Raw genomic sequence first — 22,191 nt, forward strand, 5'->3', positions numbered from 1 at the left:
GTAAAAAGGGTCAAACCTATACAAAAAATTGTAAATTCGTAGAGTTTTCAATCATTTTTACTGACTAATATTATTATGTCTAAAACTCTATAACGTCTAAAACTATCGATATAGACCCGAATGCTGTTGACATTGATAACTTTTTTTATTATTAATGTTACCAATAGTTTTCTAAACTGTGTTGAGAATAGGTGCTAGCAATTGCTAATTTAGACCTTCAACGACATAGATAATAGATACTAAACTTAAATGGACTTAATAAAAGACTAGGCGAATAGCCTGTCTTCTTCCCGCTAGGATGTTATATGACCCTCAACCCTATCTCCCTTCGTACAGCTGTATTCTTGCCCACTTCTCTTGCCCTTGCTATGTTTATGACAGGCTGTAGTGACAATATGGCAACTGATAATAATGCCAGCTCGTCAGCCAATATTGATCCAAGCGTATTAGCGGACACTCAAGAGATGGTCGTCAATAATGGCACTGAACCTGAGTCGCTTGATCCCCATAAAGTATCCGGTGTACCTGAGTCTAATATTGGTCGCCAACTATTTGAAGGTTTGACCAACACGGATGCAGATGGCAAAACCATACCAGGAATCGCAACCGAATGGGAAAGTACCGATAATAAAGTATGGACCTTTAAATTGCGTGATGCCAAATGGTCAAATGGAGATCCGGTCACTGCGCAAGACTTTGTCTATAGCATGCGCCGCTTGGTCGATCCAAATACCGCGTCACCTTATTCAAGCTATTTGGTCGATGCCAAAGTGGTCGGTGCCGATAAAATCGTTGAAGGCGCAGCTGGTATTGATACGCTTGGTGTAAAGGCAATTGATGATAAGACCCTGCAAGTCACTTTATCAGAGCCAGTACCTTATTTTCCAGATATGCTGATTCACAACTCAGTCAAGCCTGTGCATCAAAAAACGATCGAAGCATTCGGTGATAAATGGACAGACCCTGCCAATATTGTGGTTAATGGTCCTTATAAGGTCAGCAAATGGAAGATTAATGATGAGCTCGTTTTGACGCGTAATCCTTCTTATTATGACGATGCCAATACAAAACTCAATACCATCACTATGCTACCGATTCCTTCTAGTACAACCGATGTAGCACGCTATCAAGCTGGTGAGGTTGATGTTACCTACAATGAGATTCCAACCGAGCAATTTGCTTCCTTGAAGAAGCAAAACGGTGATGAGCTCAGAATATCACCTTATCTTTGTACTTATTACTATGAATTTAATACCGTCAAGCCTCCCTTTGATAATCCAAAAGTACGCCGCGCATTAGCATTAGCATTAGACCGCGATACCATTGCAGAAAAGGTTATCGGTCAAGGTCAAACGGCCGCTTATCAGCTCACACCTAAGGCGACCAATGGCAAGGTAGTAAATACCCCAGAGTGGTCCACTTGGGATAATGAGAAGCGCATTGCAGAGGCTAAAAAACTACTGAACGAAGCGGGTTATAACGAGAGTAATCCGCTCGCCTTTGAGCTGCTTTACAACACCAATGACAACCATAAAAAAGTAGCGGTTGCCGCCACTTCATTATGGAAGCAAGCGCTTGGGTTTGTCGATGTGACTTTGACCAATAAAGAGTGGAAAACCTACCTTGATACTCGCCGTAACGGCAACTATCAAATCGCTCGTGCTGGCTGGTGTGCTGATTATAACGAGCCTTCAGCCTTTTTAAATATCGCCAAATCTGACAACAGTGGCAACTACGGTAAGTATGCCAATGCCAATTTTGACAGTCTAATGGCACAAACGCTAAAAGCGGGCGTGACACCTGAGCAGCGTGCCAGCTTGTATCAAAAAGCGGAAGCACAGCTCGATCAAGATATGGGACTACTCAATATCTATCATTATGTGAGCCCTCGCTTAGTCAAACCTTATGTTATTGGTTTCTCAGATAAAGATCCTTTAGGTAATTGGCAAGGTAAAGATATCTCTATTGCTAAGCATTAATACTTAAATCGTTATAACTCTAGTGGGCGCTATAAAGAAGATGGATTCTGACTTATAGCGCCTATTTATTTGAGTTAAAAACGTAGCAGCAGCTACGTTGAAAACAAGTATTTTAAAAACAAGCACGTTAAAAATAGGCATCCTTATAACAGGAACCTTATAAAAAGAGGCCTTATGCTAAAGCTCATCTTTCGGCGTATTTTAGAAGCCATCCCAACTATGTTCGTTTTGATAACCGTGTCTTTTTTTATGATGCGTTTAGCGCCAGGCAGTCCTTTTACGTCTGAGCGCAATCTATCGCCCGCCGTATTGGCCAACATCGAAGCCAAATATAATCTTAACGATCCCATGTGGCTACAGTATGTCAATTATCTAAAACAATTGGCGATGGGTGATTTTGGCCCATCGTTTAAGTATAAAGACTATACCGTGAATGAGCTATTGTCGCAGTCGTTTCCTGTCTCCATGGAGCTTGGCTTGTATGCTTTTATCTTGGCATTGGTCTTAGGATTAATCCTTGGTATTGTCGCCGCGCTTAAGCAAAACTCGTGGCTTGATTATCTATTGATGGCGTTTGCGATGACAGGGGTTGTGATTCCAAGCTTTGTCAAAGCGCCGTTATTGGTACTTATCTTTGCGATTATTTTGCAGTGGTTACCTGCGGGCGGCTGGAATGATGGGGCAGTGCGAAACCTGATATTGCCCGTCACTGCGCTCGCATTAGCCTACGTCGCTAGTATCGCCCGAATTATGCGTGGTTCGATGATCGAGGTTATGAATAGTCAGTATATCCGTACGGCTAAGTCTAAAGGTTTGCCCATGCGCCAAATCGTTATGAAGCATGCACTGAGACCAGCGTTACTGCCAGTTATATCGTATTTAGGCCCTGCCTTTGTGGGGATTATTACCGGCTCTATCGTTATTGAAACGATCTTTGGGCTACCCGGCATCGGGCAATTATTCGTCAATGGGGCGCTCAATCGTGATTACGGTGTGGTGCTGAGTTTGACCATTTTGGTCGGCGTATTAACCATTGCCTTTAATGCGATTGTCGATATTTTATACGCGATGATTGATCCAAAAATTCAGTATTAATGCTTAGACGATATACATTGTTGCTCAAAAACCACTGATTACTTAAACAATAACTATCAGATTATCAATTAGATTAATAAAGGGACGACTATGAGCCTTCTCGTAGACCAGCAAATCGAGGCTATGAATCTGCCTGTTAAAGAGATTAAAGGCCGTAGCCTATGGCAGGATGCCTGGCGCCGTTTTTATCAAAACAAAGCGGCGGTAACCAGCTTTTTTATCTTATTACTTGTCGGTATGTTTGTCATATTTGTGCCTATGCTTGCGCCTTTTGGCTATGCAGAAACCGATTGGAACTTTATGCAAGCTGCGCCTTCGATTGAAAATAAGCACTATTTCGGTACTGACTCGCTTGGTCGAGATTTGCTGGTGCGCACCGCAGTCGGTGGTCGTATCTCTTTATTGGTCGGTATAGCTGGCGCAACGGTGGCAGTATTGGTCGGTACGGTATATGGCGCAACATCAGGCTATCTTGGCGGTAAAGTGGATATGATTATGATGCGCTTTTTAGAGATTCTAAGCGCCTTTCCATTCATGTTTTTCGTGATTTTGCTCGTCACTATATTTGGCCGTAACCTTATTTTAATCTTTGTCGCTATCGGACTGGTCTCTTGGCTTGATGTGGCTCGTATCGTCCGTGGTCAGACCCTGAGCCTAAAGAGTAAAGAGTTTATTGAAGCGGCACATGTCGGCGGGGTATCAGGTTTTAATATTATCCTGCGTCATATCGTCCCTAATGTACTTGGAGTGGTGGTGGTTTATGCCTCTTTACTGGTGCCGACGATGATTTTATTTGAATCGTTTTTGAGCTTTTTGGGACTGGGGGTACAAGAGCCTATGACCAGTTGGGGGGCGTTATTGCAAGAAGGCTCGCAGACAATGCAAGTCGCACCTTGGCAGATTCTAATTCCCTCAGCCTTTTTGGTCATTACTTTATTCTGCTTTAACTTTATCGGCGATGGTCTACGTGATGCGTTTGACCCGAAAGACCGCTAGTCAAATATCGCTAGGAGAGCAACATTATGGCAACTCAAGACATGGACAGTTCACCTAAAAAAATAGAAGCTACTATCCGTAAAATAGGCGCTGACTCAGCACTTAATAATCAGGCTCAGCAAAAGAGTAGCTTATTATCAGTGCAAGATTTATCGGTGCAATTCACTACCGAAGATGGTTTGGTGACCGCTGTTAATGGCCTAAATTTTAATCTGCATGATGGTGAGACTTTGGGTATCGTCGGTGAGTCAGGTTCTGGTAAGTCGCAGACGGCGTTCGCTATCATGGGACTGCTGGCAAAAAATGGTCGTACTACCGGCTCTGTAAAATTTGAAGGTAATGAGCTGCTAGGTTTATCACAAAAAGCTTTGAACAAAATACGTGCTGAGCAAATCGCTATGATCTTCCAAGATCCGATGACCTCGCTCAATCCCTATATGAAAATAGGCGATCAGCTCGCTGAAGTATTGACCCTACATAAAGGCATGAGTAAAAAGGACGCGTGGGCAGAGTCAATACGGATGCTAGACGCGGTCAAAATCCCTGAGGCCAAAAACCGCATTGGTATGTATCCGCATGAGTTTTCAGGCGGTATGCGTCAGCGGGTTATGATTGCGATGGCATTGCTTTGTCGCCCGAAGCTACTTATCGCCGATGAGCCTACGACAGCGCTTGATGTCACGGTACAAGCACAAATTATGGTGTTATTAAATGAGCTAAAGCGCGACTTTGGTACCACGATTATTATGATTACTCATGATTTGGGTGTCGTCGCTGGTATCTGCGATCGGATGCTAGTCATGTATGCTGGTCGTACGATGGCGTATGGAGAAACGGAAGAAATTTTCTATACGCCTTCTCATCCCTATACTATCGGATTATTAAACGCTATTCCGCGTCTGGATGATAAAAAAGGCAAGCTTGAGACCATTCCTGGTAGTCCGCCAAACTTACTTCATCTACCAACTGGTTGTCCGTTTCATGAGCGCTGTACACACGCTATGGATATCTGCCGTGATGTACCGCCGCCGCTTGAGTTTTTGCCTAATGAGCGTCAACGTGCTTGCCATTGGCAGCCTGAAATGCAAATGCATGATTCAGCGTACATTGTGAACGGCAGTGCAAAGGGCATCACAACAGACATTAATAATCTATCAAAGCTGGAGGGTTAGAGCATGACATTAGCAAATGTAGACATGTCTCAAGATAAAAGCCAGGCCCCGCTATTACAAGTACAAGATGTCCATACTACGTTTAATATCAAGCAAAAAGGAACGTACTTTTGGCAAAAGCCTGACACGTTAAAAGCCGTCAATGGTGTGTCTTTTGAGCTGTTCCCTGGGGAGACTTTAGGGGTAGTAGGAGAGTCTGGCTGTGGCAAATCAACGCTAGCCAGAACGATTATTGGCTTGGTACGTGCCAATGCTGGCAGTATTAAGTTCGGTGACGAAGAGATAGTGGGTGCTTCCAAAAAGACCATGAGAATAAAACGCAAAGACATTCAAATGATCTTTCAAGATCCGCTGGCTTCGCTCAATCCACGCATGACAGTAGGCGATATCATCGCAGAGCCGCTACAAACTTATTATCCAGAAATGAAAAAGTCTGACGTACAAGATGAAGTGCGCACCATCATGAAAAAGGTTGGGCTGCTGTCGAATCAGATTAACCGCTATCCACATGAATTTTCTGGCGGTCAGTGCCAACGTATTGGTATCGCCCGCGCGCTGATATTAAAACCTAAAATCATCATTTGTGATGAGCCGGTCTCCGCCCTTGACGTCTCTATTCAAGCTCAGGTCATCAATTTATTACAAGACCTACAGCAAGAAATGGGTCTATCACTTATCTTTATTGCTCATGATCTATCCGTCATTAAACATATAGCCCATCGAGTATTGGTCATGTATCTGGGACATGCTGTCGAATTGGGTACAGGTGAAGCGGTATATGGCAATCCGACCCACCCTTATACCCAAGCATTGATGTCTGCTGTTCCATTACCCGATCCTATCGCTGAGCGCAATAAAACCATTCAGCTGTTAGAAGGCGAGCTGCCAAGTCCAATCAATCCACCATCAGGCTGTGTATTCCGAACCCGCTGTCCGATAGCAGATAGCGAATGTGCTCAAACAAAACCTATATTAGAAGGGGCTTTAGACCATAGAGTCGCCTGCTTAAAGAATAAGGTTGAGATGGTTTAATAAAACTCAATCCGACTAAGTACGTGTTCTTGCACCAGATAAGCACAGATATAGGCGCTCGGCCACGCAAAGACAAAGGCTAGTACCCACGAGTGCATTAATTCTATAAAGAAGCCATCGATGAACCCTACTTTAACGAGTATTAGAGCAGATGAGATAATAAGTGACATCATCATTGCCATCAGACCGGTAAAAATAAGACGGTAATATTTGCGGCGGGTACGCAGTTTAAAGGTTCTTGTATCAGTCATGGTTTACTCAGTGCAGCATTATGATAATTAATATTATAGTAATTAGGATTATGGTTAATCATCATATAGCGTGTTCAACGATTGGTAAATTGGTTATTATCACTACCAAGGTCGAAAAATAATGATAAAAGTGAAAGGAAGTCACATGTCAGCACAGCAACGCACATCAAAAAACAAGACGTTAGGCATTATTGGCGGCATGAGTTGGGAGAGTACCCAAAGCTATTATCGATTGATTAATGAAGGTATCAAGGCTGAGCTTGGCAACTTACATTCAGCAGATTTGCTGATTCATAGCGTGGACTTTGAGCTGATTGCCACCTTGCAAGCTCAAGGCAGGTGGGAAGAGTTGGGCGATATCATGTTAAACAGTGGCAAACGATTAAAAGCGGGCGGTGTAGATGGGATTTTAATCGCCACCAATACCATGCATAAAGTAGCAGAGCAGGTACAAGCTGCCACCAGTCTGCCACTGATCCATATCGCGGATGCGACCGCAAATGCGATTAAACAACAAGGTTTAACCAAGATAGCCTTACTCGGTACACAGTTCACTATGACTGAGGACTTTTATAAACAGCGTTTGATTGATGCGGGCTTGCAAGTGCTGATACCATACACCGATGCGCGCGCCGAAGTTCATCGTATTATTTATGATGAGCTGTGCCAAGGGCAATTACTCGACAGCTCGCGGCAGTATTATCAACAAGTGATTGAAAGCCTAGCTAAACAAGGAGCAGAGGGTGTCATCCTAGGATGTACCGAGATCGGACTGCTCATTAAACAAGTAGACAGCCCGATTCCTGTATTTGATACCACCACGATTCATGCGGCGGTAGCGGTGCAGTTTTTATTAGGCAATGCAAAGTCTAGTTAAAGGTAAAATGAGTTTCGCTACTTGCAGTAGTAGGCAAGTATTATTAATAATGTACTCGCCATACTAATAAGCAAAAGCAGCCCGTTTGAAATTCTATATATAAACCACGCTATTATCGTTTATTCTTTTTTATCATACGGCGTCTGTGCAGTCGTCTATGAAGTCGTCGATGCAACATTGTGATACGGCGTAAAGGTGACAGCTTCCATACAGTCGTCGGCAAAATATCACGAAACGAGGCACTGGTGCCTGTCTGCGCGCGAAACTCTTCAGACCTTTGCGCAGCCTCTTCTGCAGGCATGTTTTTACCCTGACGCCATCCACCATACAGATATAGTCCCGCTCCCATAAAGGCGGTAGCCATCATGCCTGCTGGAAACGATAGCCAAAGTGCATCTTCTCCAAGTAATGGATAAAGCCCAAAAGCAAATCCAAGACGCACTGGGTACATTGAAATTATCATGACTATCAGTGGCCAAATCACATAGCCGTTTGCTCGCATGGTGCCGAATAGTACTTGCGCTATGCCAAAAAAGATAAAACCCCATGTTGCCATTAACTGAATATGACGCCCGATTGGCACCGCTTCACTGTCACTACCGAGGAAAAGCCCTAGAACGGTTTCATCAAAAACGGTCAACAGCATGATAATAAAGCCGGTCAATACCAGATTAAAAATAAGCCCCCAGCGCGTGATTCCTGCAATTCGGTGCCATTGATTGGCACCGATGTTCTGCGCAACCATCGCACTGGCCGCCGCACTTAGCGCCATTGCAGGCATCTGTACGTATGTCCAAAGCTGTTGGGTGGCGCTGTAAGCGGCTGTCGTTTGTACCCCCTCACGGTTAATCAGCGCCAGCATGGTCAACGCTGCCGAAGAGATAACGATCATCTGTAGCCCCATCGGTAAGCCTTTTGAGAACATTGACCTTAGGATTTCTCGATCTACGCGCAGAAAGCGCAGCTCCGGCAAATTAAGGGTCAACACTGAGCCACGCACGTACATGGTGACGACCATACCAATCAGCGCTAGCGTGTTTGCAACGGCTGTTGCGAAAGCCGCACCAAATATACCCCATTCGGGAAATGGTCCTAGACCCAAAATAAGCGTTGGCGTCAAAATCAGGTCAATAACAACCGATATAATAATAAACCAAAGCGGCGTCGTCGAATCGCCTGTACCGCGTAGTGCCATCATTATCAGCGTAAAGGTCAGGGTGACCGGCATCGCGATGAAAATCATCCGCAGATAGGTCAGAGCAAGATCTAAAGCACTTTGCGGCGTACCAAGCAAATCAAGTAGCATCGGCGCAAATATCCACCCTACTGCCGATACCACTATACTTATCGGAATAATACTACCCAGCGCCGTTCCCATGGTTTTTTTGACCGTGGCATCATCGCGGCGACCCATGGCCTGACCAATCAAAATAGTAGAGGCCATACCGAAACCAAAAACGAAGGAGATCAGTATAAACATCAGTATGTTGCCGTTCGCCGTGGCTGCCAATGCTTCTTCACCCAGAGACCGACCCACCCAAATAGCATTGATTGAGCCATTTAATGACTGTAGCGCCGATGATCCAAGGGTGGGCAATGCAAACAGGAGCATCGTTTTGGCAATCGAACCTTCGGTCAGGTCACGCCGGTTATGGCTGGAGGTGGCTGCTTTACTCAATGTTTATCCTTTTGTAGTATTCAGGGCTAATTAGATGAACTAGGATTGATTAAACGAAAGTGCTTATCATAAACCAGAAATTTTATCCCGTCTTTATTAGAGCTGTAATCCCTCGGTAAGCGCTATGATTATTTGCCTGACATTTTTTTAGGCGATTGTCGAGAAATTTATAGGGAGGGACAGTTACTATGAGCGCTTAAACTTAAAATAAGCGTGTGCTAGGATGATGTTCTTTACTTCATTTTGCCAACTATTAACAAGGATGTTTCGATGCTATTAAAACGCCTAGGCCTTGCGTCTCTACTCAGTCTGTCAGTCGTTGGCTGTACCACCGCGCCCAATACCTTGGCGGTAAATACCACTCAAAAGATTATTCAGTATGAACGCTCAAAATCTGATTTAGCGGTAAAAGCGCTGACATTAAGCTCTGGTGAGAAAATGGTCTATGCTGAAAACGGTAATGTAGCGGGCGAGCCTTTATTATTGATTCATGGCTTTGGCGGTAATAAAGACAACTTTACTCGTATTGCTCGGCAGTTGGAGAACTATAATGTGATCATTCCTGATTTGTTAGGTTTTGGTGACTCTAGCAAACCGATGGCGGCAGATTACCGCGCGGAGGCGCAAGCAACGCGCTTACACGAGCTATTACAAGCCAAAGGCTTAGCATCTAACATTCATATTGGTGGTAATTCGATGGGCGGCGCGATCAGTGTTGCTTATGCGGCGAAGTACCCTAAAGAAGTTAAAAGCCTATGGCTGATAGATAGCGCGGGCTTTTGGTCGGTGGGTGTGCCGAAGTCTTTGGAGAGTGCAACTCTTGAGAACAATCCGCTATTGGTTAATAAAAAGGAAGACTTTTATCAAATGTATGACTTTGTGATGTCTAAGCCGCCTTATATTCCTAAGTCCGTCAAAGCCGTATTCGCCCAAGAGCGTATCGCTAATAAAGCGCTAGAATCTAAAATACTCGCGCAAATAGTTGAAGATAATGTTGAGGAGCGCGCTAAGGTTATCGCTGAATATAATATTCCAACGCTGGTCGTTTGGGGTGAGGAGGATAAGGTCATCAAGCCTGAAACAGTGACGCTAATAAAAGAAATCATCCCACAATCACAAGTGATTACGATGCCAAAAATCGGTCATGTACCGATGATTGAGGCAGTGAAAGAAACTGCTAAAGATTATAAAGCGTTTCGTGAAGGGCTAAATAAATAGTCATTTAGGTTGAAAGGTTTGTTTAAAACTAGAAAAGAAACATCAGTTGATCTGGTGTTTCTTTTTTTGGTTATAAGGTTGTAGTAGCGTAGGCTAGGTTAAATTACAACTCTTTTACCAGTCGCTCTAGCAGTTCAACTGTGCGCTCTTGTCTGACCAAAGCGACGCCTTGTCCTGCCCATAAAGATTGATGTTCAGCATCAAGGTTTTTGTTCGCATTAGCACGCATAAACGTAGTCATGGCATTTAACTGTGGGTAAGGTGGTAGCTCATGAGCGCTCTCAAATTGAGCAAAGTTACGCAAATAATCATTTAATAAACCACGAGCCTGCTTACCCGAAAATAATCGTGTTAGTCGTGTTTCAGCACTGCGCTTACCTTCACTGGCATCGAGTAGTGCTTGCTTATAGATATCATTGATACCGCATTTATCGGTGGTTAAAAATACCGTACCTAATTGTGCAAGCTCGGCACCAGCAGTTTGTACTGCTTTGATGGCTTGTGCCGTCATAATACCGCCCGCAGCAATCAAAGGAATATTGGTGCAAGCGCGCGTTTGACTAATCAATGTCAATAATCCCAATGGATCGTTTGCGCTTTGTGGCAACCAACCACCACGATGTCCTCCTGCCTCTAATCCTTGCACGCACACTGCATCAACGCCAATATCTGCCCAAGCTTTCGCTTCTAGTGGATGATTAGCAGTACCGATGACGCGCGTACCTAAATCTTTTAAACACTGAACTTGCTCGGCGCTGATAATGCCAAAGGTGAAACTCGCAACTGGAACAGGGTTGTCATAGAGCACTTGTAGCTGCTCGGCAAAACTTAGTGCTGGATGCTTAGGTAACGCTACTTCTATGTTGTTTTCTTGATAGTAATTACTGAGCCAAGTAGGAATTTCGCTATCCAAAGTAGTAGAGTCATGCTCAGACAACACCATTAAATTAATCATAAAAGGGCGATTAGTTAGGGTTTTAAGGGTATTGATTTGGTCATTTAAAACCTCTGGCGCCGTCGTACCTCCACCCAATGACCCCAGTCCGCCAAAGTTACTAACCGTCGCCGCCAGATCTGGCGTGGTTGCTCCTGCCATCGGTGCTTGAACGATAGGGTAGGTTAAATCAAAGGTATTAAGTAAGGTCATGACGGGCGTCCTTTTTATTTTATTGAAGAATTTACCATACTTACTTTAACAAAGCTGAGCGCCGTGCGTGTTAGAGAATTTTTATTTAGTTATTCAATAAAAGAAATAGGTTTTGACTACAAGTTTGTAGTTAAATTATTTGACTACTTTTTTGTAGTTAAGTATTATAACTATTAATTTGTAGTCAAGTAGAGATATTAAGATGAGTACAGGAAATATAGTTTACGGAAATAATTATTTTCCACGCCCGAAAGATGAAAAAAGAATATGGCGAAAAATTGCTCAAGGTGACCATTTGCTACTACTTGCTCCAAGACGTGTAGGTAAATCTTCTTTGTTACATCATTTGAAAGATAACCCTAAACCTGGTTATGCCATTATATACAGCTATGTTCAAGATTGTACGGACGCACAAGAGTTCTATATGAAACTGCTGAAGTCCATTACACAGTCAGAGTTTGTAACTAATACTGTCAATGTATCTAATAAATTAAATGGCTGGTTCAGTAAACTCTCAATTGATTTTTCAATAGAGGCGTTTGGAGTAAAGCTAGCAGCTGATAAAAAGACTAGTGATGAACCTCCTATCATTGATACAGACGTTATTCGTCAAGTATTAATGGACAGTTTGAAGGAGACAGATATTATTCTAGTAATCGCTATTGATGAATTCCCTGATGCTCTCATTAATATCCATAAAAAGCATGGCGAAATAGTAGCTATTAAGTTTTTATCAGGTATCAGAGAGATGTGCCAAGACGTCAACTTTAATAAGAAAGTACGCTTTATATTCACAGGCTCTATCGGACTGGATACAGTAGCCAAGAAACTCAATCTTAGTAATTTGATTAATGTTTTCGTCCATACAACGATTGAGCCTTTATCAGACATAGAAGCTCAGAAATTTATCGATTTTTATTTTAGTAAATCTTCGGAACGGATAATAACTCACCACTTAAAAGAGATTATCATCAAGCAAGTGGGTTGGAATATGCCTTACTACCTTGCTTTAGTTTGCGAAGAAATAGTTGATAACTATGATGATAGCCATCTACTGGAAGAGTCGGACATTTTAAATTGTGTTGAACAGCTGTTTGAGCAAGAGACGAAGACAAAGTTTTCTCACTGGCGCGAACGTTTAAATCGGCTAGAAAAGCAAGAAAAGTTATTCGCTGAATCAATATTAACGCTTGTTTGTGACCATGACGAATCATTACCATACGCCGATATTTTTAACTTAAGCCAACATGCAGAGTATAAAGATAACGTTAATGCCAATTACGTATTGACTTGTCTTAAGCACGAAGGCTATCTTTTCAATCAAACAGAAGATAATACTTATCAATTTACCTCCCCTTTATTAAAACGTTGGTGGACTCGTTATGGAAGATAATAATATAAAAAGCCATTCAGTCTTACTTTATAACACTCAAAATATAGATGCTCAGTTACTAAAAGCAAGTTTTAGTATTCGTAAAAAAGAATACCAACGCATCTGGAAGGATATTCAAACGAGTGAAATGACTCATCCAGAGACTCATTACCTTATTCAAGGCGTAAGAGGAGCAGGTAAAACCACTCTATTATCTCGTCTTTCCTATGAAGTTGCTGAAGATGAAAAATTAAGTAAATGGCTGATACCTATCTTATTGAATGAAGAAGAGTACGGTATATTATCGCTATTTACTTTTTGGCTGCGTATCTCTGAAAAGCTAGCAGAACATGATGCTCAGTTGTATTCAGAGCTGTTTCAACAAGTCTTGAGCTTAGAAGATGATGCGGTAGTTGCTTGGGAACTGATACAACATTACTTAGATAAAAATAAGCAAAAAATCATCGTTTTTGTTGATAATCTAGGGGAGTTATTTAAGGATTTTGACGATATTGAGCATGCTCAGCTGCGTGAAGTGTTAAGTCTACAACCGCATATTCGCCTTATTGGTGGTTCAAGCCAATCACTAGAAGCACATTTTGATGTATCAGCTCCGTTCTACCAGTTTTTCAAATTGATTAACTTAAAGTCAATTAATGAAACGGAAATGCATGAGCTACTGCGCTCTTTAGCGCAGCAAACTAATGAAGAATCGATAAAGACTATTGAAGAAATTATCAACGAACATCCTGAACGTATTGAAGCAGTCAGACGACTTACAGACGGTGTGCCCCGTACCATTGTTTTGCTATTCCAAATTATCATGGAAGGCGCAAAAGAAAGTAGTTACGCCTATTTAGAGGAAACGATTGATAAGACAACGCCACTCTACAAGCATCGAATGGATGACTTATCGCGGCAGCAAAAAGCGATTGTGCATACAATAACGATGAATTGGGATGCAATGAGCACCAAAGAAATTGCAGAACAAACCCGCTTACCTAGCAAGACAGTATCAGCGCAATTAGTAAAATTACAGCAGCAATGGATAGTCGATAAAATTGAAACTAATACCAAGAACCATCTTTACATTGTAAAAGAGAGATTCTTTAATATTTGGTATTTGATGCGCTATGGTAATCAGACGGATAAGCGTCGGGTATTATGGCTTACAAGGTTTCTGGAGAGCTGGTGTGATGAAAGAGAGTTATCGGAAAGGTTTGTAAACGCGGCTTTTAATATTGAAAATAATCAAATTAATGTATCTGATGTATATTTCAATGCACTTCTGGCTTCAAAAAAAATTGATAGTGAAATTAAAAAATCGATTGTAGATAGTATGAAATTTGAAGCTAAAGTAGGAATAATAAATTATCAAGATAGTGAGTATAAGAATATAGAATTACCATTGAGAGAGTTTATTAATAAATATGAAATAGAAAATGCTTATCAGTTACTCGAAGATAATTTTAACAAGCTAACCATAAGAGATTACCTATTTAATCTACATACATTATTTTTAGCAAATCCAGAAAAGTTTATCCCAGAAGTTTATGGCTTAAAGCTTTTCAAAAAAACTAACTTTGCTCCACTTGAAGCTTCATATCTATTATCTATTGTGTTCAATAACAATTGCTATGAATATAAGAAAGTTTTTTATACAATATTATCAGAAGTTATAAAGAACGTAGATATTGAATTGGGTCGAATAGCAATTGTGCATTCTTATTGTATATATTCTTTATGGAATAATGATTTCGAAAGTTTTAAATCGTTTTATGAGGAAATGAAGAAAGTTGACTTTTTAGAAGAGCTTTCAAAAATAGACAATGAAGACATGTTCTATATATTTTTTGAAAATATAATTATTATGTTGCTCTCAAAAGGACAAATTGAAATATGTTTTAACATGGTTACAGAATCTGAGTTTAAAGAAGAATTAAAACCCTTTTATTACGCCACAGTTTCATTTTTCAAAGACGAACGCCAACAAGAATATCTACGTATGGGTCCAGAACTAAAGGGAACAGTAGATGAAATACTACAAAAGGTCGAAGAGTATCGAGTTAAGTACGCTTAGATAAAACAACGGTTATAACTTAGTTTCGTATACTAAGTTATAACCGTTAAAGCTAACTCTTCGGCGGCCACGGACGGTCAGCATCACTCACAATCCATTCTGCCACATAGCCGCTCGGTGGTAATTGCCAATCTGCTTGCTTGACTGCCGCTAGTACCCGTGCGGTCTCGATAACCTTACCACCTTCGGTGACACCCGTGCGCAGTAGCGCCGATGAGCAAGGCTTACCCTTGACCCACATCGATTGCTCAATATATATCCAGCGCTCATCGAAGCCGGCGATTTTGGTCTTCATGGTGACTTTATCGAAGGCACGAATGCGCTTTCGATATTGAATGGTACTGCCAGCGACGACCAAACCCCAACGCTGCTTTAAGAGCTGTTTACCAAGTCCGCTACGAACCGCAAAATCAGTACGTCCCATATCAAAAAGGGTGAGCACGCGACCATTATTCATCTCTAAGAAATTGTCAATGTCCGTCAGACGACAGCGAAAACTAATCTCACTGGTATCTTTAAACGTTAAGGTATTGCCTTTTTTGACTTGTAGCGCGGCGCGAGCGATGGTGCTGGCATAACGGATAAATGGATACATAAAGCAGTCTCAAAGTATTTTTAGATTATAAGTTATTTAATTTTATTAGATGCTACGCCGATAGACTCAAAATAAGCGCTAACGGTTTCGGGTATCCAGTTGATATCAAATCTTGATTTTTTATAAAGATGCGGTGATTTGTCTTTATCAGCGCGATAACGAATAAAGCCCACATGCCCGCCGTGTTCAGTATCTAAAATAGTGACACTGTCAGACACATCATTTGGCGTAGCAGTAAAACCAAGGAAAGGATCGTCTTTGGCGCTAATGAGTAACAATGGTTTCGTTACGTCTATCAAATAAGGCAGGGCTGATGAGGCTTGATAATAATGATTATTAGAGCGGTAGCCATGACGCGGTGCGGTAAAGATATCATCGAAATCACTGATGCGATTGACCGCTTTGATTGAGTCGATCTCATCTTGAGTAATGTCATTGGCTAAGGCTTTTTTGATAATGGGATTGAGTAAGTAGGGAGTATATATACGATGACTCAAAAAGCCGTGCATGCTAAGCGCCGCCGATGACATATCAACTGGCGCAGAAATGACAGCCGCACCTTGGCAGATTGCGTCGTCACTATATTCGCCCATATATTTTGCCAAAGCATTACCACCCAGTGACACCCCAGCTGCATAGATATTGGCGTATTGCTGACTTAGGTTTTGCAGCGCGTGATGCACTTCATCGGTATCACCCGCGTTATAAAAAACTCTGCCATTAGCAGGAATACCGCCACAACTGCGAAAGTGAGCGACCACAAAGTGCCAGCCCTGAGCGTGCATTTGATACGCCAAAGCGCGCGCATAATGACTGTCACTACTGCCTTCCATCCCATGAAATAGGACGATTAATGGCGTTTGTTCAAGCGCACCATTTCCTGCATGCTCGACAGGATAGGCATCATAAAAATCATAAGCGATGTCTGTTTCGGCAAGTGAGTCTTGCTTAATCACGCGTCGATAAGTGGGCGTTTTGGGCGCAAAAAACTTAGGAAGGATACTTTGCAGATGCGGATTGGTTAGCCAAAATGGCGGTTTGAAAGGAGCAGGTGCGAATGGTTTTGTCGGTTTTGAGGTTGGCATATATGCGTCTTATTTTATGTTTATTAAAAATCGTTGTGAATAATCAGAGCTTTATCATACCGACGCTTATTGCCAAAACCAATAAGATTTAGTGAATGCTCAGTGAACGCATGGTTACTCAATTATTTTCACGATTCATCTAGTACCCGACCATCCATCGCCAGACGTTCTTTTAAACTATCGATGTTTGCTTCAGCAAGCGTCACGGTCAAGGTTACTTGCTTACTATAAGTCACGTCATCAATGCTGCCGTTTAGACTTTCTACCACGTAGCGACACTGGGCTTCAGTGGCAAATTCTGCCAGTATTTGTACTTGCGTCATTGCTATATAAGGCTGCAAATCCATCTCATCGACAGCCGCTTGCGCAGAGCCTGCATAAGCACGGGTCAAGCCGCCAGCACCTAACTTGATACCGCCAAAATAACGCACGACGATAATAATGACGTTGCCGATAGATTTGTGCTGCAAGACATTTAGTATCGGTCGTCCTGCGGTACCATTGGGCTCGCCATCATCATTAAAGCCGGCGCTAGTGGTATTATTGGGGTCACCAATGATATACGCCCAGCAGTGATGGCGTGCATCAGCATACTGTTCGCGTAGCTGTTCCACGTGAAACATTGCTTGCTCACGCGAAGTAACTGGATAAGCATAGGCAATAAACTCAGATTTCTTAATTTCTAAGCGGGCAGTGACGGCTTGTTTTAACGTTTGATAACTCATATTTCATCAGGTCTGGGTTGGATATGGTAAACTTGTCTAACTTTCACTGTGTCCGTATTTGGCGCAGTGTTCATTTAATTTTTTAATATAGTACCACTTCTAAGCATTGAAGATAGTCAACAACAAACTTGTGATAGTTTGCAGCGTTGGCTTCTGATTGAAAGTGGTTATCATAAAATGGATGGTAGTAAAGAGTATGCGTCTAGATAAATTTTTGAGTAAAGCCACTGAGTTGTCGCGTAAAGAATCCAAAAAAATTCTGCACGCTGGTGAAGTGACGGTAAACGATCAGGTCATCAAAGATCCAGGTGTCCATGTTGATGTGGTCAATGACGATGTGATTTGGGCGGGCGAGCCATTATCGGTCGCTGCGGGCAGTCGTTATATTCTATTGCATAAGCCTGAAGGCTTTGAATGTACGCTGAAAGTAAAAGAGCATCCTATTGTCACTGAGCTGATTGCGGTGCCAGAGCTTGGTAGCTTACGTATTGCAGGGCGTCTTGATGTTGATACGACTGGCGCATTATTGATGAGTGATGATGGTAAATGGTTGCACCGTGTCACCAGTCCTAAGCACGAACACGCCAAAATCTATGAGCTGACTTTGGCTGATGCAATGGATGAAGCGGCGCAAGCCAATGCAGTCAAAGAAGTCGCTGAAGGCATTCTTTTAGAAGGCGACCATGAAGAAACAAAACCTGCTGTGCTCGAATTCATTGACGAGACTCATGCGCGTTTGACGCTTGAGCAAGGTAAATACCATCAAGTAAAACGTATGATGGGTTACTTTGGCAATCGAGTGGCTGAGCTACATCGCGCCAGTGTCGGTCATATTACTTTAGACGGCTTGGAGAAAGGCGATAGTCGCTTTTTAACACCTGAAGAAGTTGCTAAGTTCTAGTTTTTTTATTTCTAAATAAATTAGAAAGCATATCTGTAAAATCAGCAGCCACTGAAAAGTGAGCTGCTTTTTGTTATCAGGGATTTATACCTATTTTTTTGCACATTTCGCTTAAATGTTTATTTGTGTTGCCTATCTCTTAAAGCTCAGTAGCAGTTTTGCAAAATTAAACCGTTAAACCTTTGAAAAAACCCTCTTTGTGATACAGTCGGCTCATCTTTTTAATCTATATTTTTACATAATGTTATTTACTGCTCTTTTGTTAAATATTCAAGGGTAAATAACGATCATTATGAAAAAACAAATAGGACTGTTTCCGTGAAATTCCCTATATTAAAATCTGCAAGTTTGATAGGCGTGGTTTTATTGGCAACCACTGCCTGTGCGCAGCCGAGCGCCACTGACATGACCAATAAAACAGCAAGTCAGAACAATAGCCAAAGTATCCAGAATACAAAAGCGACCGTTAGCAAAGCTGTTGACGGCCAATTACGTGAGCTGCTTACTCAAGCTGGTATCAAAACGCAAATCACTTCTATCGTACCGTCTAAACTGCCCAATATGTATCAGGTTAATTTAGCTGGGCAGCTGCCGTTACATATTACCGAAGATGGTAAATATGTTATTCAAGGTGAGCTACAACAGAACCCAAGTAAGCGGGTAATGACCAAGGTGCCGCAGCGTAACAGTGCCCAAGTCGGCAAGCCGGTTAGTGCGAGCTTGAAAGCTGATCTACTATCAAATATGGGCGCGCTTAAAAACATGAGTGCCAAAACGCCTTTCTTTTATACCGCTGTACCAGGCGTTATTTGGGGCGCTACCTTAGAGGGTGTACCATTTTTACTATCGGACGACGCGCAATATATTACCGATGGCGAGATATCTGTCATCGAAAACGGTCAGTTTATTGGACTTGATAGCGACTTTGAAAAGCTGAAGAATCAATCTGTATTTACCACATTAGATAGTCAGCAGCTGATTACTTATCCAGCAACCAGCCCTGAAAAAGCGGTTATTTATGTGGCAACGGACGTCAATTGCCCATATTGCCGTTTGCTACATAAGCAACTACCGATGCTCAATGCAAAAGGCGTGACGGTAAAAACCATTGGCTATCCGATCTATGAAGAGTCGCCTGAGCAAATGCGCGGTATATGGTGTCAAGCCAGCGAGGATGGTCGCCGTAAAGCGCTTGATCAGGCGATGCTAAATGGCAAAATGACGCCAGCACCTGCAACTTGCAAAACGAATGGTGTGACAGCCAATCGCGAAAAAGCGGCAGGTCTCGCCGTCATGGCAACGCCTGCTATTTATCGTGAAGATGGCGTACTATTTCAAGCAAGCTTTGAGAGTCCTGAATTTTTAGAGTTTTTGGGTGTGCAATAGCGCAGATAGATATAGTAAGTCTGCTATAAAAAAGATAGATTCAAAATAATATTCTGCTGGTATAAATTTTCCTCGCTTGCTGTGCGCTTTGCACTGCAGAGGCTTCGAAAAATTCATCCCAGCAGCACTATATTATTTTTAAGTTAGAGCGGCTACATTTAAGAAAGATATGATAAAAAAACCGCCACATAAGCAATTTATGTGGCGGTTTTTTAATGGGTTTTCATAAATCAGATATCTAAGGCAAAATAATATCGACGATTTTCCAATCAATCAAGCCTTGACGCTGCATCTCTATCGTCAACGGATAGCCCTTTACTTGACCGCTAATGGTGAAACAGTTAATACCGCAATAGCTTAATGTTGGTTTGTCACTATCAGACCCTTGAGCAGCTTGCTGTTCAAGCTCGTCGGCTTGTTTTTCCATAATTTGCTGCATTTGGTTTTTGACCACCGCATTTATATCACCGCGATTGATGATTAAGCTTTGAATCAGGTTTTTTAAGTCCACTTGATTACTGGCGATAGCCCATGCGGCGGCAAGCTCTTTGGTAGCGGTGTTGGCTTGACCTTGAGTGTTGATTAATTTTTCGATATTTTGTGGTGTGATAGCACCAGTTACCGCTTGGATGATAAAGCCATTTGCTGCCTCTTTTAACGGCTCGCCGCCCAGCTCAGCAACCAATGGATATTTGGTCATGGTCACAGCAAATTGCTCGGTGAGCTGGTTTTGAATACTGGGGCGCACTTGTTCATAGTCAATCGCTGCCGCAATGGTGGCACCATCTTTGGCATCGTAAGCATTTTTAAGCTGATAAGCGCTGTAATAAGGCGAACACCCATAAACAGCGACTGCAATGATAATTAATAGAACAATCAGCTTTTTCATAAAAAATGCGACCTTATCACCACTTTAATGGCGCTAAATTTCAAAAATAGGATATAAATATCCCCTAATATGGCGCTAAATACTAGCATGGCTGACTCTTATAAAGGTATAAAAACCTTTGTCAATTTCTTAACAACCTATTTTATAACCTACACTAAAAAGTCTAATTAATACTTTGTACTGTTTGCCGCTTGATAAATGCTGCTGCCATCTCCATAAATAGCGCAAACTTTTAATAATTGATTTGACTAAGCAGCACCCCACTGTATTTCGCTAGCAAATTTATACGATTGTTATCATTACTATTTATACTTCGGTATTTATAACCCGCTGTGTTTCACATGAAACCTTTTTATGGTTTGTAGTGATGATGACCGTTATTAGGATAATCGTTGACTAGCATTGATGAAATAGCATCAATGAATCAGATTGTGATTCAAAAGCGGTGGACTGTATAGACGATAGGAGAGCCCATGAGTAAGCGCGATTTTTATGAAGTATTAGGTGTCAGTAAGACGGTGGAAACCAAAGAAATTAAGCGAGCTTACCGTAAGCTTGCGATGAAATACCATCCGGATCGTAACTCTGATGACCCTGATGCCGAAGAGAAGTTTAAAGAAGCGTCGATGGCTTATGAAGTGCTGAGCAACGAAGAAAAACGCTCCGCTTATGACCGTATGGGTCACGCTGCTTTTGAAAACGGCATGGGCGGTGGTGGTTTCGGCGGCGGCGGTAGTGGTAATTTCCAAGATATCTTTGGCGATATTTTTGGCAACTTTGGTGACATTTTTGGTCAATCACGTGGCGGCGGTGGTGGACGTTCGCGTCGCGGTTCAGACCTGCGTTATGTGATTGAGCTGACCTTGGAAGAAGCAGTACGTGGCTGCAAAAAAGAAATCAGCTTCACCGCTCCTGCGCCTTGCGATACCTGTAATGGTAAAGGCGCAAAAAATGCCTCTGATATCGTGACATGTCAGACCTGTCATGGTCAAGGTCAAGTGCGTATGCAACAAGGCTTCTTTGCCGTTCAACAAGCTTGCCCACATTGCGGCGGTACTGGTAAACAAATCAAAAATCCTTGCTCTGACTGTCACGGTAATGGCGTCAAAGACAAGTCACGTACGTTAGAAGTCTCTATCCCAGCAGGCGTTGATGATGGTGATCGCGTACGCTTAGCGGGCGAAGGCGAAGCGGGCGGCGCTGGTGTGCAAAACGGTGACTTATACGTTGAAGTACGCGTTAAACAGCATAATGTCTTTACCCGTCAAGGTGCCGATCTGTATATGGATGTACCGGTTAGCATTACTGATGCAGCACTTGGTAAAGAAGTTGAAATCCCAACTTTAGATGGTAAAGTAAAAATTAAGGTTGCTGAAGGTACGCAAAGTGGTAAGTTATTACGTGTACGCGGTAAAGGTGTGACGCCAGTACGCACCACGATGAAAGGGGATTTGATTTGCCGTGTCGTTATTGAGACGCCGGTGAACCTAACTCGTGAGCAAAAAGATTTGCTACGTCAGTTCCAAGATACATTGGATGGCGATAGCAAACATCAGCAGTCGCCGCATAAAAAATCTTTCTTTAAAAAGATTGGTGATTTGTTCGACTGATAGCTTGGGTTGATTAATGGTTCAGCTCGATTGATTTACTGACTTATCTAAAGCCCCATTGTTTCACGTGAAACAATGGGGCTTTTTGTTGATGGTATAAAAA

General features: G+C 42.3%; 19 protein-coding genes. 12 read left to right on the top strand and 7 right to left on the bottom strand.

All coding sequences use genetic code 11. The annotated features are described in order from the left end of the window. The first annotated feature begins 305 nt into the window (after positions 1-305). The 5 genes from ACMHKH_RS11425 to oppF all read left to right on the top strand — a co-directional run bounded on the left by ACMHKH_RS11425 (position 306) and on the right by oppF (position 6,274). Entirely contained in the window at positions 306-1,979 is a 1,674-nt protein-coding gene (locus ACMHKH_RS11425) for an ABC transporter substrate-binding protein (protein WP_413520767.1), read from the top strand. A gap of 174 nt (positions 1,980-2,153) precedes the next feature. After that, entirely contained in the window at positions 2,154-3,074 is a 921-nt protein-coding gene (oppB, locus tag ACMHKH_RS11430; RefSeq protein WP_413520768.1) for an oligopeptide ABC transporter permease OppB, read from the top strand. 90 nt (positions 3,075-3,164) lie between these two features. Beyond that, positions 3,165-4,070: an oligopeptide ABC transporter permease OppC gene (gene oppC, locus ACMHKH_RS11435; RefSeq protein WP_413520769.1), complete on the top strand. Its 906-nt coding sequence runs from the start codon at positions 3,165-3,167 to the stop codon at positions 4,068-4,070. Positions 4,071-4,096: 26 nt separating this feature from the next. Then, positions 4,097-5,242, top strand: a complete 1,146-nt coding sequence (gene oppD, locus ACMHKH_RS11440) for an oligopeptide ABC transporter ATP-binding protein OppD (protein ID WP_413520770.1) — start codon at positions 4,097-4,099, stop codon at positions 5,240-5,242. Between the two features lie 3 nt (positions 5,243-5,245). Next, complete coding sequence (gene oppF, locus ACMHKH_RS11445; protein WP_413520771.1) at positions 5,246-6,274, top strand: murein tripeptide/oligopeptide ABC transporter ATP binding protein OppF; 1,029 nt, start codon at positions 5,246-5,248, stop codon at positions 6,272-6,274. Here oppF and ACMHKH_RS11450 read toward each other — a convergent pair. Further along, entirely contained in the window at positions 6,271-6,525 is a 255-nt protein-coding gene (locus ACMHKH_RS11450; RefSeq protein ID WP_413520772.1) for a DUF2798 domain-containing protein, read from the bottom strand. The two genes, oppF and ACMHKH_RS11450, sit on opposite strands and share 4 nt — an antisense overlap. Positions 6,526-6,670: 145 nt before the next feature. Between ACMHKH_RS11450 and ACMHKH_RS11455 the strand changes: the two genes are divergently transcribed. Beyond that, positions 6,671-7,402 carry an aspartate/glutamate racemase family protein gene (locus tag ACMHKH_RS11455; RefSeq protein ID WP_413520773.1) on the top strand — a complete coding sequence of 244 codons (732 nt, stop codon included), beginning with the start codon at positions 6,671-6,673 and terminating at the stop codon, positions 7,400-7,402. A 112-nt stretch (positions 7,403-7,514) separates the two neighbouring features. On the opposite strand, the gene ACMHKH_RS11460 is transcribed toward ACMHKH_RS11455, so the two are convergent. Further along, positions 7,515-9,014, bottom strand: coding sequence for an MATE family efflux transporter (locus ACMHKH_RS11460; protein ID WP_413520774.1), 1,500 nt, complete (start codon positions 9,012-9,014; stop codon positions 7,515-7,517). Between the two features lie 336 nt (positions 9,015-9,350). On the opposite strand from ACMHKH_RS11460, the gene ACMHKH_RS11465 reads away from it, so the two are divergent. Next, positions 9,351-10,298 (top strand): alpha/beta fold hydrolase, encoded by a 948-nt coding sequence (locus tag ACMHKH_RS11465; RefSeq protein ID WP_413520775.1) that lies wholly within the window; start codon positions 9,351-9,353, stop codon positions 10,296-10,298. A gap of 103 nt (positions 10,299-10,401) precedes the next feature. Here ACMHKH_RS11465 and ACMHKH_RS11470 read toward each other — a convergent pair whose 3' ends face one another. Beyond that, a complete protein-coding gene (locus ACMHKH_RS11470) occupies positions 10,402-11,445 on the bottom strand; it encodes an NAD(P)H-dependent flavin oxidoreductase (RefSeq protein ID WP_413520776.1) in 1,044 nt (347 codons plus the stop codon). Positions 11,446-11,647: 202 nt separating this feature from the next. Between ACMHKH_RS11470 and ACMHKH_RS11475 the strand changes: the two genes are divergently transcribed. Further along, entirely contained in the window at positions 11,648-12,838 is a 1,191-nt protein-coding gene (locus ACMHKH_RS11475) for a hypothetical protein (RefSeq protein WP_413520777.1), read from the top strand. Continuing rightward, on the top strand, positions 12,828-14,897 hold the full coding sequence (locus tag ACMHKH_RS11480) for a hypothetical protein (RefSeq protein ID WP_413520778.1): 2,070 nt from the start codon (positions 12,828-12,830) through the stop codon (positions 14,895-14,897). Before ACMHKH_RS11475 ends, ACMHKH_RS11480 begins: the two co-directional genes overlap by 11 nt. 52 nt (positions 14,898-14,949) lie before the next feature. Here ACMHKH_RS11480 and ACMHKH_RS11485 read toward each other — a convergent pair whose 3' ends face one another. From ACMHKH_RS11485 to ACMHKH_RS11495, 3 genes are all read right to left on the bottom strand, one after another. After that, positions 14,950-15,492: an acyl-CoA thioesterase gene (locus tag ACMHKH_RS11485; RefSeq protein WP_413520779.1), complete on the bottom strand. Its 543-nt coding sequence runs from the start codon at positions 15,490-15,492 to the stop codon at positions 14,950-14,952. 32 nt (positions 15,493-15,524) lie between these two features. Further along, entirely contained in the window at positions 15,525-16,577 is a 1,053-nt protein-coding gene (locus ACMHKH_RS11490) for a YheT family hydrolase (protein ID WP_413520780.1), read from the bottom strand. A 128-nt stretch (positions 16,578-16,705) separates the two neighbouring features. After that, entirely contained in the window at positions 16,706-17,302 is a 597-nt protein-coding gene (locus ACMHKH_RS11495) for a YigZ family protein (RefSeq protein ID WP_413520781.1), read from the bottom strand. Positions 17,303-17,498: 196 nt separating this feature from the next. On the opposite strand from ACMHKH_RS11495, the gene ACMHKH_RS11500 reads away from it, so the two are divergent. Beyond that, the gene (locus tag ACMHKH_RS11500) at positions 17,499-18,203 is read left to right on the top strand and encodes a pseudouridine synthase (protein WP_413520782.1); all 705 of its coding nucleotides are present in this window, start codon (positions 17,499-17,501) and stop codon (positions 18,201-18,203) included. A 318-nt stretch (positions 18,204-18,521) separates the two neighbouring features. Next, positions 18,522-19,589, top strand: a complete 1,068-nt coding sequence (locus ACMHKH_RS11505) for a disulfide isomerase DsbC N-terminal domain-containing protein (RefSeq protein ID WP_413520783.1) — start codon at positions 18,522-18,524, stop codon at positions 19,587-19,589. 238 nt (positions 19,590-19,827) lie between these two features. On the opposite strand, the gene ACMHKH_RS11510 is transcribed toward ACMHKH_RS11505, so the two are convergent. Beyond that, positions 19,828-20,478 (bottom strand): DUF2939 domain-containing protein, encoded by a 651-nt coding sequence (locus ACMHKH_RS11510; protein WP_413520784.1) that lies wholly within the window; start codon positions 20,476-20,478, stop codon positions 19,828-19,830. A gap of 473 nt (positions 20,479-20,951) precedes the next feature. Here ACMHKH_RS11510 and dnaJ point away from each other — a divergent pair, with 473 nt between their 5' ends. Next, a complete protein-coding gene (gene dnaJ / locus ACMHKH_RS11515) occupies positions 20,952-22,088 on the top strand; it encodes a molecular chaperone DnaJ (RefSeq protein ID WP_413520785.1) in 1,137 nt (378 codons plus the stop codon). The last annotated feature ends 103 nt before the right edge of the window (positions 22,089-22,191 follow it).

Origin of the sequence: Psychrobacter glacincola (assembly GCF_965118485.1) — a bacterium.
GTDB classification, from domain to species: Bacteria; Pseudomonadota; Gammaproteobacteria; order Pseudomonadales; family Moraxellaceae; genus Psychrobacter; species Psychrobacter glacincola_D.

Bases quoted from the DNA above. Each gene is read 5' to 3' on its own strand.
- dnaJ (WP_413520785.1), top strand. From the start codon at position 20,952: ATGAGTAAGCGCGATTTTTATGAAGTATTAGGTGTCAGTAAGACGGTG.
- ACMHKH_RS11485 (WP_413520779.1), bottom strand. From the start codon at position 15,492: ATGTATCCATTTATCCGTTATGCCAGCACCATCGCTCGCGCCGCGCTA.
- oppC (WP_413520769.1), top strand. From the start codon at position 3,165: ATGAGCCTTCTCGTAGACCAGCAAATCGAGGCTATGAATCTGCCTGTT.
- ACMHKH_RS11480 (WP_413520778.1), top strand. From the start codon at position 12,828: ATGGAAGATAATAATATAAAAAGCCATTCAGTCTTACTTTATAACACT.
- oppF (WP_413520771.1), top strand. From the start codon at position 5,246: ATGACATTAGCAAATGTAGACATGTCTCAAGATAAAAGCCAGGCCCCG.
- ACMHKH_RS11470 (WP_413520776.1), bottom strand. From the start codon at position 11,445: ATGACCTTACTTAATACCTTTGATTTAACCTACCCTATCGTTCAAGCA.
- oppB (WP_413520768.1), top strand. From the start codon at position 2,154: ATGCTAAAGCTCATCTTTCGGCGTATTTTAGAAGCCATCCCAACTATG.
- ACMHKH_RS11465 (WP_413520775.1), top strand. From the start codon at position 9,351: ATGCTATTAAAACGCCTAGGCCTTGCGTCTCTACTCAGTCTGTCAGTC.
- ACMHKH_RS11475 (WP_413520777.1), top strand. From the start codon at position 11,648: ATGAGTACAGGAAATATAGTTTACGGAAATAATTATTTTCCACGCCCG.
- ACMHKH_RS11425 (WP_413520767.1), top strand. From the start codon at position 306: ATGACCCTCAACCCTATCTCCCTTCGTACAGCTGTATTCTTGCCCACT.
- ACMHKH_RS11495 (WP_413520781.1), bottom strand. From the start codon at position 17,302: ATGAGTTATCAAACGTTAAAACAAGCCGTCACTGCCCGCTTAGAAATT.
- ACMHKH_RS11450 (WP_413520772.1), bottom strand. From the start codon at position 6,525: ATGACTGATACAAGAACCTTTAAACTGCGTACCCGCCGCAAATATTAC.
- ACMHKH_RS11460 (WP_413520774.1), bottom strand. From the start codon at position 9,014: ATGCTCCTGTTTGCATTGCCCACCCTTGGATCATCGGCGCTACAGTCA.
- oppD (WP_413520770.1), top strand. From the start codon at position 4,097: ATGGCAACTCAAGACATGGACAGTTCACCTAAAAAAATAGAAGCTACT.
- ACMHKH_RS11510 (WP_413520784.1), bottom strand. From the start codon at position 20,478: ATGAAAAAGCTGATTGTTCTATTAATTATCATTGCAGTCGCTGTTTAT.
- ACMHKH_RS11490 (WP_413520780.1), bottom strand. From the start codon at position 16,577: ATGCCAACCTCAAAACCGACAAAACCATTCGCACCTGCTCCTTTCAAA.
- ACMHKH_RS11500 (WP_413520782.1), top strand. From the start codon at position 17,499: ATGCGTCTAGATAAATTTTTGAGTAAAGCCACTGAGTTGTCGCGTAAA.
- ACMHKH_RS11455 (WP_413520773.1), top strand. From the start codon at position 6,671: ATGTCAGCACAGCAACGCACATCAAAAAACAAGACGTTAGGCATTATT.